Raw genomic sequence first — 15,168 nt, 5'->3', positions numbered from 1 at the left:
CCTTAAATACGGGCTGTGGTATCGAGGTACTGCTGTTGCCTGAGGTGCCTCAACAGAACCCGTCCTTCGGGCATAAACTCAGTGCCATAGCGCACCAGGCCAATCCCCTTGAGTTCAGCGTCAATGGCATAGCGCAGTTCGCCTGGAACTTTTTGGTCCAGCAGAACAACATCTATCTTCTTCAGTCGAGGTTCATATTTGAGCAAGACAGTCGACAGCGTGCTCATAAGTTCATGGGCCGTCCCTGGCATACCCTGAAGGATTTTCGTCATATCGGGCAAGCCGAAGTCAGGGAGATGCGCGAGCGTGCCGGCGCGACAGTTGAGAACGCGCTGCATATTATCCAACACTGAGAGGATGACCTGATTTTCTTCACTCACCTGGTTGAGGTTGAGGCCACCGGAAAAATTTCCGGTTAGCATTTCATAGAGCGAAGGTGTGTTATGTCCGTGGGGCATCAGTTGTCCTTAAGCGGTTGCAGCGTCAGATGATTCTCGCCAGCTTCCAGAGTACGCGGTTTATCCGGATCCAGGTCGCTGCGTTTAATAACCTGCTTCCAGGTGCTGTTGACCTCATCCGGATGGCGGAACAGCCCCACCACAGCCACAAACTGCGCAGCTTCTTCCATCGGCATATCAAGGCTTGCATCACCGCCTGGTTTTACCACGACATCACGGCTCGCTAGCATATCGTCTTTCAGAATGCTGCTATCATCCTGAAGCAGTTGCATATAAACCGTCTTATCAAAGATTTTTCGATCTTTAAGCTGGTAAACCCGCACCACGACTGGTTCAGAAAGCGGATTACTTTCTCGGGCATCAATGTTCAGCGCCTCACGTGCAGTGAAATCCAGATGCAGTATTTTAATCTTTTTATAGAACACAGAATTAAACGCCGATTTGGTCCCATCGGTAACGCTCTGCGCCACGCCGCAGCCTGTCAGGCTAATCGCTATAAAAGGCATAAGCCAGCGCATGGTCTTAATTAAACTTGTAGGTAACACGTCGATTTCCTTGTTGCGGTTTCGCAGGCTCCAGCCCGCGGTAATCACCCAGTTCTGTCGTAAAGGTCTCGGGTATTTCATCCGAAAGAGTATCACCCTCTACTCCCAGCACACCGTTCATTCCCAGCCAGAAAGGGCTTTCGCCCAGCGGTGGAACGGCCAGCAGCCGGACTGAAGTGGTCAATGTAATTCTGGCCTTGAACCGCCAGCCCAGGTACACCCGGAGCATGACCAGGAAATCCTGATACAGCTGGCCGTCCGGCTTCCAGCCCTGCGCCTCCTGTTCGTTTTCCGTCGCGAGCGCAACCAGTAACTGGCTGCTGGCATCCATTGCTTCGTCACCCAGCGGGGTATTGCCGTCCAGTTGAAAATCGTCATCACCGTAGAAGCCCAGTTGCTGACTGACCTCCACCGGTCGAAGGCAGTATGGACTGACCTTCACGAGAGTATCCGGGGCCAGCAGTGTCACCAGGGCCTGCATTCCCTCCTGGGTTTTGCCCGGCTGCTGCAGAACCCCGAGTAGCGCCAGAAAGCGGGACACCGGGGTGGCAATGTGGTTTGCGGTTCCCGGTATGCCCAGCCCTACCAGCCCCAGCAGCGACTGTGAAATGCTGTCCGTTCCCCCCGGCTCAAACGTTGCGGGATAGGAGTATTTGCGCCAGATGCGGTAAAACTGCGTCAGGATGCGATGGCTGAAGATATCCAGAAAACCCTGCAGCGCTTCATACCCTTCACGACGCTGAGTAATATCATCGAGATAGGCCGTCGGCAGCGGTGAATCAACGCCATACATCCCCATAAAGGTTGTACGGATGATCGGTGGCTTGCTGTCATCATCCTCGTCATACTCGACAGCCTTCAGTTCACTGGCCGGGAACCCCATTCCAGGGTGCGGCGCAAAGCGTACCGGGTCATCCGCCGGATGGCTGGTCGAGCCCATCAACGGCTTACCTGGATTGCGCTTCTCCAGCAGTTGACAGAAACGGTAAAAGTTAATGCGGTGAAGATCCGCCTCCAGCCGTGGGCTCAGCCGGGAATACGGCGGTTGTGCTTCTCTTGCCATTCCAGGCGTTCTCCGGTCGGTTGCAGAATGATAATCAGGCGGTTAAACAGATAAATGTCGGTGTAGAGCGCAAAGAAACGACTCAGCATCTCACCAAACAGGCAGATGTCACCGCGCCCGGCAAAGCCATGGCTGTCGAGCGTCACCTCAATCTGCACGCCGCGCACCAGGTAGCCCTGCTCAAAGCGTTCGGTTTCACTGTGCTTCACGTCGATAATCGCCTCCAGACGACGGCGGTTCATCTCGCTGTCGGTCCACTCGTACAGCGCCAGGGTGCCGCGCAGCACGTCGGCGTTATCCATCATTGACAGGAACCCGCTGCCGAGGTGGCTCAGCACACGCCAGTGAAAACGGTCCTGCGCCGGGGGATAACAGGGCAGCGTCGGCGCACACAGGTTACGCACGGCAATACTGGCTGAAGTCGTTTTCATCACTGTATCGAGCACGGTGCTCTGGAGCGCTCGCCGCGGGAGCTGGCCGTTTGTGCCCGTGAGCGTCAGGGACAGGCTTTCATCTTCTGGTACCGTGTGGTTATCAAACGCTTCGCCGCCCAGAATAAGCCAGGTGTTGTACAGGCCTGACGGGCCGCGCCGCACACGAGTGTGATAATAATATTCCGGGGCTTCATGACGCATCATGCCGCCTTTGTGACGGAAGCTCGAGAATGGCACGTAGGTATGCTGGCTGGATGACATCACCGAGTCCACAGAGTAAATCTCAGTATGGCCGTCCTGCACCCGCATCGGTCGCAGCATGTATTCGGTCTGCAGGGAGTTGAGCGTCAGCGGGTCAGATTCCAGCGGGAACAGGTTGATCACCGGCACACAGTTCAGGCGCAGATGCTTTTCGGTAAAGCTGAAATCATGCTCCCAGCGTTCTGCAAGCACCACGTCGATTTCAAACCAGGGGAGTTCAGCCGGAAAGACTACGGTCTCCAGCCCACGCAAGCCGGTAAACATGAATTTCTCACGGAAGGTGAAGTACTCCAGCAGCAGTTGATAGCCGCTAAAACTACTGCTCCCCTTCGGCCAAAGGTCGTCATCATCGTCAAATCCCAGCACAGCGAAATAGCCGTCAAGCGGTCTTCTGTCTATATCACCCGGCATCCGCAACCACAGGCGCGCCGTATTCATGGTAAAGGCTTCATGCATGGCGCAGGCTAGTGGTGCGTCTGCGTTGAAGTAGAACGGGAGCTGGCTGAGATCGATACGGCTCCAGTCGGCGAGATGGCTGCAGTTAAACCGCAGGCTAATAACCGAACGCCCGTCAGGGTCAGTCGACAGGCGGACGTGCTCAAGCGACAACGGCTGGAGAGTAATCTCTTTAGTTGTGGTATACCGACAGCGCGTGCCCTTCTCACCGATCGGCCTTGAGTTCACCTCAAAGCCTTTGACGATGCGCATCTGCTCTTTCATCTCACGCCACTCAGGGGTGAACTCCACCACCGACATCGACGGTATGGTGCGCAGGTAATGCGGCCAGAGCAGGCTGACCAGCCCTTCTGTCAGTTCAGGCAGGTCGTCATCAAGCTTTTCACGCAATCGCCCCATCAGGAAGGCAAAGCCCTCAAAAAGGCGTTCCACGTACGGGTCGCGCGCGCCCGCTTTATCGAGATTGAGCATTGCCGCCTGCTCGGGGTGAGCACGGGCAAACTCTTCGCCGGCTTCCAGCAGGTAGCGCATTTCAGCGTCGTAGTAACGCAGGGTTAAGTCGTCCATAAAAAACCTGAATATAGGAATGTTAAAGGTAGCCAGGCGTTTTTATCCGCAAAGCACCGCACTACTTGCCGGGTCGAGCGCAATCAGACCGGCAAGAAGCTGGTCCATCTCAGGCTGAAGACGTGATTTATCGGTTTCACTGCGTGTAGCTTTCATGCGTAGCAGTCTGAGGCGACGGGATTTCACTTCAAATAACAGCGCCGGTGTCCACTGCGTGAGGGTGATTGACCGTGCGGCGCTATCGAGTTCACCCAGCAGATGCAGGGCCAGCTCATTTTTACCCTTTTGCTCGGCTATGCGGGCCATCAGCAGGCGCAGCAGCCATTTGTCTTTTGTAGAGTCGCAACCAGGACGGGTCTGGAGCCAGTGAAGTGTGGCATCCAGACCGTCAGTGTCCGCTTTATCCAGCGCTTCCGGCTCGAGGAGCAGGATATCGTTATCTGTCTCACCAACAGCACTGACCGGCTCATCTCGCCAGTTGGACAAATCGTCCAGCACGCTCTGATTTATCCAGTTGAGCGTGACCTCATCGGCAAACGGCGTTCCGTCATTAAAGGCCAGCGTTTCAAGTCCTGTGAGACGGCTCAGCAGCCCTTTCAGATCGGCGATGATGATATCGGCCAGCACATCGTGCCCCAATTTCACCAGAGCCTGGTGGATATACCACTGCAAATCCAGCCAGAGGTGATTAGCGCCACGCGAGAAGGTGCTGTCCGCCTGCTCCAGTATCTCCAGCCAGCTCTGTTGCAGGTACAACCGTTTAAGCATGGCCCGCTGGTCAGCCCGCGGTGGTTCGATACGTGTTTTCCCTTCGGCATCCGGTGCAGGGATCGCTCTCAGCGTGTCATGGCGCAGGCTTTTCATCAACCGGTGTGCGGCAAGCCAGCCATCGGGCTGCTCGCGCAGATATCCCGTCAGGGTACGGGCCTGGGCCAGCAAATCCTGACCGGAGGTGATGCGGTTCAGAACCGGCGCATCTGACTCGGTCGCATGCGTAAAGGGCTGTGACTGCGCCTTATTCCCTGCGTTCTGCGGTACCACGGCATCCACACCACCGGCCTTCATCAGGCGAGACTCCAGCCCGCTGTACAGGGCATTCAGCTCTGGCCGCGATGCTTCCGGCTCGGTCTCCAGACGGGTACTGATGAGCAGCAAGGCCCCGGCGGTACGCTGTGCATCCTCGCGGATGACCTCCGGAAACAGTGACAGACTGTCCAGGACACGGCTACCGGCAAGCCATTCCAGTGCAGCCTTGCGGCTTCGGTCCCGCTGCGGGTGAAGCTGCATGCCGTAGCGCTGCAATAATCCGGCAAGCAGTTCAAGCCCTTCGGCAAAGCCGGCTTCGCCATCCTGGTGCAATCGCGCCCAGCAGTAATAGGTCGCAATACGGATGTCTTTGGCTATGGTGGTCAGTAACTTTTCAGCAAGCGTGCATATCAGTTCGGTATCAATCCCGGAGAGCTTATTAACCTCTTCGCGGATACGCTGAAAATCATCGTCATATCCCGGGTCTTCCCCTGTCGGACTGGCTACGCTTACCGGAGCAAGCCAGGGCTGCCAGTTATTCGTGCGCGTCTGCGCCTGTTGCCGCAGCTGAGCATCGTCAGCCTGACAGGCGGCAACCAAATTCTGTAGTGTACTCATTATTCGACTCCCTCCATGTCATTGTTTCCCGTATTAGCCATTAGCGCCTGAGCAGTGGCCGCGCTGTCGATACTGAATATTTGATCCGGCAGCGTAAAACCACGCAGATCCAACAGCGCCAGCGGACCTTTTCCGAGTTGTGAGCGCAGCACCCACTGCAGGGTGCGACCATCCGGTGCGGTAAAGCTCATCATCCACTGGCTGCGGTCAAGCTGCTGACGCTTGCTCAAGTCCAGCCAGCGGATAAAGCCCCAGGTCCCGCTGTAATCCCCGAACAGGCGCGCACCAGCGTTGACCGTGGTCCATGTCAGCATCGTTCCCGGCTTGTAAGTTTCTCCCGGCCAGCGGAAGCTTTGCCAGTCGGCCATCTGGTTGAAATAGTGCAGCTTTTGTCCATCAATGGTTAGCTGCGTCTCCACCACCTGTGGCACAGGACGCGCCTGCAGCTCAAAGCTGATGCCCTGACTGCCATCGGTGAACAGGATGTCTGACAGCTGGCTCAGCTGGTTAATGGCCCGCAGGAAGGCCGGGTTAAAGTTCAGTCCCTGGCTGTTGACCTTATCCGGTACCCACTGGCTACCCTCTTTGTGCAGCACACCGTTGAGCTCTGTCGACAAGAAGCGCTCTATCCGTCCACTGTCCTTACGCACAAATTCAGCTAGCATCGGTAAAGAGGCATCGCTTTTGCTGGCAGCAAACGGGAAACGACCGTCAAAGGCAGTTTGCCAGTTCGCGACAACCGAGCGGCTCCATTTGTCATTCAGACTGGCTGCCGACGGCTGAAGTACGGTCTCCCAGGCCTGGGTCAGCGGCTGCACAAACATTGTGCTGCCAAATCCGCTCCACTCCTCGCCAAGACTTGCCGAAATCAGGCTGCCGTATTGCTGAGTGTCGGTGAGGTCCACGCTTTTGCCCTGGAATACGGTCTGCGCCAGGGTCTGCATCATTGCCTGCGGGTCAGAAGCGCTGGCCACCTGCTGCAGTCGCAGACGCACGCGGGTGATACGGGTCAGATACGTCTGCAGACTCAGGGAGTTGTCCGCCGACATGACATTACCACCTTTGTTTTTACCCAGAAGCTGCAGCAGCGGGCCAAAGGTATCGTCCAGCGGCCCCTGCGGCCCTGACGCAGACTGATTAATGGCAGGTTTATCTTTTCCACCGACGAGATCTTTAGCCGATTTGATGAGGGAGTCCGAAAGACCTTCGCTTTGCTGGCCTGTCTGTCCCTGCCAGGCGAGGGTATTCATCAGGGCAATCAGTGGCGACTGGCGGACATCGCTCATCAGCGTAAGCTGGTCGGTAACGTCCGCAATATTGTTTGCCGGGTTCCAGTGCAGGCTGTTAAGGAAATTCAACCAACTGCCTGCAAAGTCAATGAAATAACGCTCTGTCAGGCGTGCTTTGAGCGCTTCCGGCGACAGATCCGCCGATACGGCTTTACGGGAATCACTCAGCACCCAGTCAATTTCATCCCGGCGGGAATTTGCAGCCTTTTCGATAGCCTGCTGAATGCCACCTTCCCAGGCCTGGCGGGTGAACATGCCCGGCACGACCTCCTCGGTAGTAAAAAGTCGACGCGCATCGGTACCGCTGGTCATGTCCTCCAGGGAGACATCGGCGAAGTTACGACGCACTGACTTGAGCATATTTTCATACAGTGTGCTTTCAGCGTTACGACGCCCAATTTGCTGCAGCAACAGCTGGCGACTCTGGCTGACCAGCTGCGCATCCGGTGTGATTTTCCACTGTGGCTGCTTAGGCAGTTCGGTGATGTAGAAGGCCCACAAATCCGGCGCCAGGCTTTGCCACAGACCGGTAGAAATACCCATTCGTGTCGGCTGCACGGTTTTCAGGGTCTGCGCATAAAACGCGCCGTCGACTTTATCCGGACGGGCCATCATCAGCCAGGCTTTAAGCTGGTCATAACCTGGCTTCGCCAGCTGTGCACGCTGGTCGCTGTTGGGGGCAGAGTTTGCCAATGCGCTGAGTTTTTGTGTCAGCGCCTGATTCGCCGGGTCGCGTATCAGGCGGTTGTTTGCCACGCCGTACCAGGGCAGCAACGCATCGAGCAGCTGCTGGTTATGGTCCAGACCGAAGCGCTGGTACCAGGGCGCTCCTTCCTGAATACGGTGCTGCAGGCGGCCGGCGTCATTACGTAGGGTATGCAGAGCCGTGAGCTGGTAATCCGATACGGAAGAATGCTCCACCAGCGCATGCGCCTGCTCGGCAACAGAGACTATCTGCATGCGGTTGATCGCGAACGACAGCAGTATTCCCGCTCCCCAGATACCGATGATAGTCATCAGCGTCCAGGCCAGCGTCTGTTCCCAGGCCATACCGACACGGCGGCCACGCACACGGATGCAGTCATCCACAATGCCCTGCCAGGTTACGGGCAGGGCGAGGGCATGGCGTTGTGATTCGGGGATATATTTCTCAGGTTCGGCTGTCCCCTCTGTAGTATGAACAGGGTAACTTTCCGGCAGGCTGAACATCAGACCACGCAACGGAACACGCTGCTGAGAGGCAGCCAACCATGGCACCAGTTGTTGAGTCCAGCGGGCGATACCGCCGTCTTTGAGGTACTGGCCCAGACGCAGCAGGAAATCGTGGCCGTTGTTCTCAGCGACCTGACTCATCCCCTGTATCCGCAATGCAGGCAGCATCAGCTCAAGCTGACGGCTAATATCGTCAGCTTTGGCACGCAGCGGGAAACGGGCTCCTACCGCCTGTTCAGTACGTTTTGCCTGCGACCATTTGCTGTCACACAGTTGCCACAGCCAGACCGGCGCGGAATAACGGAGCAATTCGCTGATTTTTTCCAGCCCGCGTAAATTGTTGTCGCTAATCTGAGGGGTGAGATTAAGCGACTGCGGTACGACGCGAATTATTCCGTCCAGAGGACGACCGCGACGCAGTTTACGCAACGCGGTATATTTCTCCCGGCCAGGCTCTAATGCCAGGCTCCCGCCGTAAATCAGCACGGTGCGGTTGCCTTCAAGCCACTGGCTTTCCTGCAGGCCTGGTACCAATTGCTCTATAGCGGCTTCATTGCCAGTGACGAGCAGCAGGTGGACTTTGCGTCGCCAAAGGACGCCATAACGAAGATTAAGATGCTGTTTTAAATCGGTATAATCTCTGATGGTTGTACTCACATCTGGAGTTGTTTTAGTTTCAGCACTTGAGGGTTCCGGTGGTAAATAAATGAGTTGTTTTTTTCTTTGCTTCCAGCGCCAATAAAAAGGAGAGCAAATAGTGCCTAAGAATAAAAAACCAAATACACCACCCCACACCGACCAAATTTGGCGATATGTCAGCCCATATTTAAGCAAGGCATCTTGATTAATAAATAGTAAAAACGCAGTTATACCCGCAAGGCCAACAATTAAAACAAGATAGCCCCAAAATCCATAACGTGCTGACTGTAATTCCTTTTCTTGGGTCATAAGTAAAGTTTCCGAGTAATCAAACAAAGCAGTCTGGACTGAGGTGATGCCTGAATAATTAATAATTGGTTAGCTTCAGTCTTTTGAGCCGCGTCAACCAACAATGCGAGTGAAACAGGGAATACCATTTCACCAGGGGGACCAAAAGAAAAATCAATCAAATTAAAAGGATGTTTCTCTGGAAGTTTCCACTGACATCGATCGGCATACTGAATTAGTTTTGAATTAATATCAGCAGGAATACCAGAAAGCCAGACATGGCGTAAATCACGCTTGTCAATTCGATTGTATTCAAAAAGCATATCTAAATCTTTTTCAATATTCTCATTATCCACAGGCATAACACGGCCTAATCCGGCAAGTACCGGTACAGCATGTTGTCTGGAAAAAGTTGAGGATGATAAAAGCTGGGCAGAGACCATTTCGCTGGATTGTTTCGATACACCTGCCAACCAGCATTGGAAACTAAGAACTAATATCAAACCATCAAAATTAACGTTATCGTGGAATTTTCCAATACACTCAACGGAACAATTTACTTCAGGAAGCAGATCCCATTGAGACAGAATAATCTGGCATACGTTCTTTTTGTCCCAACCAGAGGGTTGCAATACATAAATAGTATGCAAAAATTTCCGATAACCAGGATACTGTTGCTCAAGCTGTTTGTCGATCATATCAGACAAAACACGAAGGGAGCCCCAGGAATGTGACAACGACCTGACTTTATCTGGATATGCTGGAATATCAGACAGAGGTCCAAGAAAACTCGCGGCCCCGTTTTCCTCAGGAGTAAAGATAACATTACCAACCACTGACAACTGCTGTCGGCTCCAGTGCTGCCATAAAGCCTTAGTTCTATCAGTTTCTTCTTTCCAGGCAGAAAGAGCGCTCCTTGACTGCTCATAACGGTTTAGCGCTGCGCCAAAAATACATAACCATATGAAAAATGCCGGAAGTAGCAGGAAAAATACTATTTTAGTATATGCCTCCGTTCCCCACAAAGAAAAACCAAAAACAGAACAAACCATTAAAATAGAAATAAGAACAATCCCCCATCGCTTGTATGACAAGCTGGCAATTGTACTTTTTTTGGGTACTTTGGGGATAGGCCACATAATATCAAGACTCAATAGTATTTTCGATGTGAGAACTAATGACTCTGCATCCACAGGAACAGGCGCAGTTATTAACAACAACGTTCATCCCATTTTCTGACGCTCCGGGATCACCTTCTTTTATCGGATTAATTCCGTGTTCTGGACATGAAACCAAATCACCGACCAAGGCAACCTGAATACCATTGATAAACATTGTCGACGACGCGGTAATAACCTTTCCACCATGGGTGGTATCATCACCCAGGCAAACAATTCCAGGCATATCTTCCTCTTTTTTAAAAATTAATTTACGACAATATAATGGTTTGCGACCAAGACAGCGCCCCACTTAATTATTATCGATAAAATTTTAATTTTCGCTGTATGAAAATACATAATCAAAACGCGCCGGGGCGCACGCGTACGCTACGGCTGATCGTGTCCCAGAAGGCGATAATTTCCTCCTTGCTGTAGGAGGTTGGCGGCATGGAATCATTCTCCAGGGTCAGAATAAAATTGGGAGTCTTGTAGCTGGCTGTCATTTCATTGATGAACATATCAAAGCCGTAACGTGGCTCGTCCTGAGATGCCTGTAAACCCGTTGCCAGAAACTCCTGGGCCTGCAGTCCGTTAATACTAAAGGCCCCTTTTCTTTCCACATGGCCACGGTACAAGTTACTCTCTATCTCACCTGCTCTCTCCAGCACCGTGTCTTTTTCTCGGGTGAAGTTATCAGTAGAAAGAATAACTCTGATATGTTCCAGTGTTTTACTTTCAAGCCCAACGGAGATATCTTCCCGTTCCCTTGCCGCCGGGTCGGTGGCAATAAACGCATGGGCGATACAGGAACCTGGTTTCGTCGGAATGACGTCATTATCCCTGCCACTAATTCTCGCCATCAGCGACTGCATCTGGCTGACGTCACTTGTGACATAGTTTCTGGCGGGTCGCCCTCTTCGTTGCTCATTATATACAGAGCTGGAATCATTAATGGTTTGCTTCTGAAGTTTAATAACTACGCCATTAGTATATAAATAGCCTTCCAGTGTTCGAATAAAATCTGCGGTACCCCCATTATCATTCCGTTCAAAAATCACACCATCCATACCGTCCGGCAAAGACCAGACTTTTTTTAAAAAAGGCATATCCTGAGCGTCAATAGTTTTACTTTCTCGCAGAGCCTTTTCACGTAATGCGATTAACTGCTTAAAACCCGGATGATACATTTTCTTTGTCGCCAGATAGGTTTTATACGTATCCTCAGGCCGGGAAATCACCGCCGCCCAGATATTATTATCCAGCGGTGCAGCGTCATTATAAGCCGTAAAGGATGATGGCAGGTCGAGCATATAGCGCCCGACGCAATAAGGTTTCATTTCAGCGTTTATTTTGTTCATGGTTACCTGCTGTGATGACGTCAGTGTCTGCGGTGATGGATTGTAAGGGCGAAAATACTGATACAACCCATATCCCGCTACGATTAAGGCGACCAGGATCATTGCTTTTTGTTTTATCTTATTCATGGTATGCAAGCCCTAGGTCGTCCTCACCGTACTGCATCACCTGTTCACGGCGCGGGTATTCTTTTGACAGCAAGAACAGAAAATCCTGACCGCGCATACCGTGGCGCTCGCGCAGGATTTTTTCCACGATTTGCGGAACCGACATGTCCTGGTAAATGGCGTTCTGGTGCGAGCGGTCAAGCAGCGCCAGTCGCGGCCGGAGCATCAGGGCGTAGCGGGTTTGATCTTTTGACGTGCTGAGGCGTTCAAAACCGGTCACCATGCCCTGAATGGTGCGCACGGCCTGCTGCACTTTAATGCCGTAACCCTGGTCTACCGGGGCCTGCAGCGTCAGCGAACCGGGCTTCATCAGCATCGCCTCTCTGGCGACAGCGTGGTCACTGCTGGTGAATTCAATACGATAGCGGAACGGCGTGCTCAGGGCCTCATCGCCTTCAAACGCCAGCACGTCGAGCGCGGACTCACAGCCTTTCACCGCCAGCAGGTGGTGGTTATGGCTGTATCTTAATGGAGGATTATTACTCATGCGTCCACTCCCTGTTTCACATCAAATTCAAGCACGCTGCTCTTTTCTCACTCCAGCTGGCATAAGTAATTGCAGTTTTAATTTATAGGATTCTGTAGATTAGCAGCGGGTGGTTATCTCAAAATTAAAACCAGCATTAAAAATATGTTTAGAGCGTTCTCTTATTTAAGATGCATTTACTCCCTGATGTTTACCGGAGCTGTTCCAGTTCGATACCTGAACGTTCTTGTGATTCTGTCCCAGATATCAACCAGTTGTGAATCCGTATAGGTTTTCGTTTCCAATCCAGAATTATTCAACTCAACGGAAAATACCGGATGCCTTGAGTCGGCTATATCCTCATTCCCATAAAAGGCGAATCTGTAGGCAGGAACTATTTTCTCTTTCGGTTGATAAATGTCCTGCTTACCTTTCATCAACCACTCTTCTGCATTTATCTTCGGTAGTTTTACTGCCCCTTTCTTCAGAGTGCGTGCGCCAACTCTGATGAGGGTAGCATTTATTTCATCAGACCTTTCTAAGAATGGTTCAGATTTTCGAAGCGTATTATCACTGTTAACAATAAGGCCAAAGTCATCACTGTTATATATAATGTTGATGACATCGTTCGATACCCCCCCCGAATCATTAATAAAACCTTCCGGAATACAGATACCAGGCAGTGTTGGCACTTCATCATCATTTCTTCCCTTTAGTCGGGATAGCAGGCTTTGCATTTCTGCCAGCTTCTGAGGCTTATTACTTAAGCTAGACTCACTCAACCCCGCATTTTTTAACATCTTTTTCTTTTCAAAATATTTAGTGCTTGTATGATCTAAGAATTCTAAATACACAATAAATGCAACTCCATTACTATATAGATGTCCTTCAAGAATCCGCATTCCTCCTGCCACACTTTCATTTACATTGCGATCAAAAATGACTGCATTGTCATTTATCCGGTATACCTGTTTCAGATAAGGAAGGTCCAGGGGATCAACTGCAGGACTATTTTTTAACTCCTGTTCACGTAACCGGATACGTTGTGCAAACGCCGGAGGATACAGCCGCTTGCTGGTAATTCTCATTTCATTGATCTTTACCTGACCTACGTCAGCGTTATTGAATGAAGCGGGCACATCAAAAAGATAGCGGCCAATGCACTGAGGTCTGGTCTGTTCAAATAGTTTATCCGTCATTTGTTTTTCCTTTGCCGTTAAAGGGGCTACCGGCCACGAACGGGTGAGTAACCAGAAAGCTGTTGAAAGAATAAGGACGACAACAAGTAATCCCATCCATAAATGCCTTACCCGCATGAGGCGACCTCCCCGGCCATTTTTATAATCGAGCGTAACGTGAACTTCATCGCAACGGAAAGACAGTTTTCCGTACTGGTATCCCCCACGGCGTAGGCACCTTCATGATCTACTTCAGTCGCAAGCAGCGAACGGATCCCGGGAAAATTAATCCTGCCGGCACGTACTGGTACGGTTCCGTCCCCGGCGCTGCCGGAGGAGGTCAATTCAAACGTGTTCCCTGCTGCATGGCGATAAACGGGAAGCTCCGGCGGTACGCCCATAACCGGTTTCGGTGCCGGGATCTGCTGCCATATCAGATGATCGTCTGAAGGATATTTTTTACTGGCACCATAAAATGCATAGGTGTTGGGATGATATTTTCCGTTTAATTTTTCAATAAAATCATAAATCGTATAAGTAATGCAATTAACATAATTACTCCATTCAATTTCTATATCATCCAGCAGCAATTCTTTCTCACACAGCCGCCACCAGTCACTTTCATTCAGATAAATTTCCGTGTAAGGGTCAGACTCCGGCTTATTCATATTTACCGTGCCGTTAATTTTCAGCCAACCCGGCCTGTAGGCTTTACCCGGCAGCAGTTGCAGAGGGCCGGGTGACTGGGCCAGTACCGGCATCAGGTTGGCTGCATCAGCGCCAATTACCGCTCCGACAATACCCCGTTCTCCGGTCTTCATTCGGCGATATGCCGCTGGCGATCCCAGATCAGGCATAACGCCATGAACGATGCCCAGAATATTGTCTCTGCCGTTCATTTGTTCTGAATAATGTCGGGCCACCAGGCCACCCATGGAGTGGGTGACCAGAATGACTTTACTGGTGGCAAGCCTGCCGTGATAAGTGCCTAAAGTCTCACTGATATATCGCCCGAGAGACGCGGCCGAATCGGCGTTTGACTGCAGCCAGTTATAGCCAAAAACATGCACGGGAAAAAGGTAATCATAACTCCGCCTGACCTCAGGCTCAGTCAGCGCATCTTCGCCTTTCTCTGCACCTAAATTTTCACCAATCAGTAACTGGCGGGGCGTGCGCCTGCTGGTACCATTGATCAGGTTATCAATCAGAATATGACCGTCATTCAGCATGCACTGAAGCACATGGAGAGGTTCGCCGTAGCTTTTGTAAAGTGCACTGCCCCAGCCACGGGCCGCTCTGGAGGGAAACCCTCTGCCGTCAAGATCGTCGTAAAGTACCTTTCCCGTTAAATCGACTTCGGTGGTAAGAGGATCCAGCAAGGCTTTTCTTTGTTCTTTAGACTTATAGAGCCATGCCAGCGCATCTGAGCCCTGAAACATGTCAGCATGCCAGACTTTTTCAGGGGATTTTATCTTTTTGAGATTCGTTCCCATGACTCCCGGCAGAAAAATAACCGGGATCACCTTTTCCGCCACCTTAGGACAGGCAATCACCAGATTGTCTTGCGCTCTGCCATTAGGCAGGCTGTAGTACACTCGCCCATTTTCATCATGTTCTGGTCGGCTCACGATCTCATTTTCTGCTGCTTGAGTCATGGTTATTTTTCTCCCTCGAACCGCAGTTTGTCCATCACCACACTAACCTGCTTCATTAAATCGCCTTTTCCATCTTCAGAGGTTGAGACGGTTTGACTGACTGCATCCTCACCCTGAATGGCCATTTTCTGCGCTGCCAGAGCTGACCCATCGTAGGCATCAATCGCCTTAGGCGTATAAGAAAAATTCGCGTTTTCCCAGCTCTGCATTGCCTGACTTATGCTCTGCCCACCAAACTTCTGCCACACCGCCCCGCGCTCGATGATTTTGTCCGGCGCCGCACACTCCACCGTTCCGTCTGCTATCCGGATATATCCTCCGCCGCTCGTC

Annotated in this window: 11 protein-coding genes and 2 pseudogenes; all 13 read right to left on the bottom strand. The window is 51.8% G+C overall.

The features are described from left to right. Positions 1-2: 2 nt before the first annotated feature. The gene (tssE, locus tag APT89_RS06160) at positions 3-458 is read right to left on the bottom strand and encodes a type VI secretion system baseplate subunit TssE (RefSeq protein WP_041908863.1); all 456 of its coding nucleotides are present in this window, start codon (positions 456-458) and stop codon (positions 3-5) included. Next, the gene (tssJ, locus tag APT89_RS06155) at positions 458-1,003 is read right to left on the bottom strand and encodes a type VI secretion system lipoprotein TssJ (protein WP_060571932.1); all 546 of its coding nucleotides are present in this window, start codon (positions 1,001-1,003) and stop codon (positions 458-460) included. The genes tssE and tssJ overlap by 1 nt, the downstream gene beginning before the upstream one ends. Next, entirely contained in the window at positions 981-2,066 is a 1,086-nt protein-coding gene (gene tssG, locus APT89_RS06150) for a type VI secretion system baseplate subunit TssG (protein WP_045631591.1), read from the bottom strand. The genes tssJ and tssG overlap by 23 nt, the downstream gene beginning before the upstream one ends. Continuing rightward, positions 2,030-3,784, bottom strand: a complete 1,755-nt coding sequence (tssF, locus tag APT89_RS06145; RefSeq protein ID WP_045631590.1) for a type VI secretion system baseplate subunit TssF — start codon at positions 3,782-3,784, stop codon at positions 2,030-2,032. The genes tssG and tssF overlap by 37 nt, the downstream gene beginning before the upstream one ends. A 42-nt stretch (positions 3,785-3,826) precedes the next feature. After that, a complete protein-coding gene (gene tssA / locus APT89_RS06140) occupies positions 3,827-5,428 on the bottom strand; it encodes a type VI secretion system protein TssA (protein WP_060571931.1) in 1,602 nt (533 codons plus the stop codon). Continuing rightward, positions 5,428-8,877 (bottom strand): ImcF-related family protein, encoded by a 3,450-nt coding sequence (locus tag APT89_RS06135; RefSeq protein WP_060571930.1) that lies wholly within the window; start codon positions 8,875-8,877, stop codon positions 5,428-5,430. Before APT89_RS06135 ends, tssA begins: the two co-directional genes overlap by 1 nt. Beyond that, positions 8,874-10,076, bottom strand: a complete 1,203-nt coding sequence (locus tag APT89_RS06130; protein ID WP_223239747.1) for a hypothetical protein — start codon at positions 10,074-10,076, stop codon at positions 8,874-8,876. Before APT89_RS06130 ends, APT89_RS06135 begins: the two co-directional genes overlap by 4 nt. After that, positions 10,000-10,260, bottom strand: a complete 261-nt coding sequence (locus APT89_RS23205; protein WP_072050499.1) for a PAAR domain-containing protein — start codon at positions 10,258-10,260, stop codon at positions 10,000-10,002. The genes APT89_RS06130 and APT89_RS23205 overlap by 77 nt, the downstream gene beginning before the upstream one ends. A gap of 115 nt (positions 10,261-10,375) precedes the next feature. Beyond that, the gene (locus APT89_RS06125) at positions 10,376-11,500 is read right to left on the bottom strand and encodes a T6SS immunity protein Tli4 family protein (RefSeq protein ID WP_072201700.1); all 1,125 of its coding nucleotides are present in this window, start codon (positions 11,498-11,500) and stop codon (positions 10,376-10,378) included. 13 nt (positions 11,501-11,513) lie between these two features. Further along, a pseudogene (gene vgrG / locus APT89_RS06120) lies at positions 11,514-12,026 on the bottom strand (type VI secretion system tip protein VgrG); the annotation flags it as partial. 176 nt (positions 12,027-12,202) lie between these two features. Beyond that, positions 12,203-13,300, bottom strand: coding sequence for a T6SS immunity protein Tli4 family protein (locus tag APT89_RS06115; protein WP_131728586.1), 1,098 nt, complete (start codon positions 13,298-13,300; stop codon positions 12,203-12,205). An 11-nt stretch (positions 13,301-13,311) separates the two neighbouring features. Then, positions 13,312-14,838 (bottom strand): lipase family alpha/beta hydrolase, encoded by a 1,527-nt coding sequence (locus APT89_RS06110; protein ID WP_060571927.1) that lies wholly within the window; start codon positions 14,836-14,838, stop codon positions 13,312-13,314. Positions 14,839-14,840: 2 nt separating this feature from the next. After that, positions 14,841-15,168 (bottom strand): annotated as a pseudogene (locus APT89_RS06105) (DUF2345 domain-containing protein); the annotation flags it as partial.

This window comes from Enterobacter sp. 50588862 (assembly GCF_001462935.1).
Taxonomy (GTDB): domain Bacteria; phylum Pseudomonadota; class Gammaproteobacteria; order Enterobacterales; family Enterobacteriaceae; genus Enterobacter; species Enterobacter bugandensis.
Note: the sequence above shows the minus strand (reverse complement) of the source record. Positions and strands in the feature narration are given on the sequence as shown.

What these genes read in the sequence shown, in the direction of transcription:
- tssE (WP_041908863.1), bottom strand. Translation starts at nt 458, where the DNA reads ATGCCCCACGGACATAACACACCTTCGCTCTATGAAATGCTAACCGGA.
- tssG (WP_045631591.1), bottom strand. Translation starts at nt 2,066, where the DNA reads ATGGCAAGAGAAGCACAACCGCCGTATTCCCGGCTGAGCCCACGGCTG.
- tssF (WP_045631590.1), bottom strand. Translation starts at nt 3,784, where the DNA reads ATGGACGACTTAACCCTGCGTTACTACGACGCTGAAATGCGCTACCTG.
- tssA (WP_060571931.1), bottom strand. Translation starts at nt 5,428, where the DNA reads ATGAGTACACTACAGAATTTGGTTGCCGCCTGTCAGGCTGACGATGCT.
- APT89_RS06135 (WP_060571930.1), bottom strand. Translation starts at nt 8,877, where the DNA reads ATGACCCAAGAAAAGGAATTACAGTCAGCACGTTATGGATTTTGGGGC.
- APT89_RS23205 (WP_072050499.1), bottom strand. Translation starts at nt 10,260, where the DNA reads ATGCCTGGAATTGTTTGCCTGGGTGATGATACCACCCATGGTGGAAAG.
- APT89_RS06125 (WP_072201700.1), bottom strand. Translation starts at nt 11,500, where the DNA reads ATGAATAAGATAAAACAAAAAGCAATGATCCTGGTCGCCTTAATCGTA.
- APT89_RS06115 (WP_131728586.1), bottom strand. Translation starts at nt 13,300, where the DNA reads ATGGGATTACTTGTTGTCGTCCTTATTCTTTCAACAGCTTTCTGGTTA.
- APT89_RS06110 (WP_060571927.1), bottom strand. Translation starts at nt 14,838, where the DNA reads ATGACTCAAGCAGCAGAAAATGAGATCGTGAGCCGACCAGAACATGAT.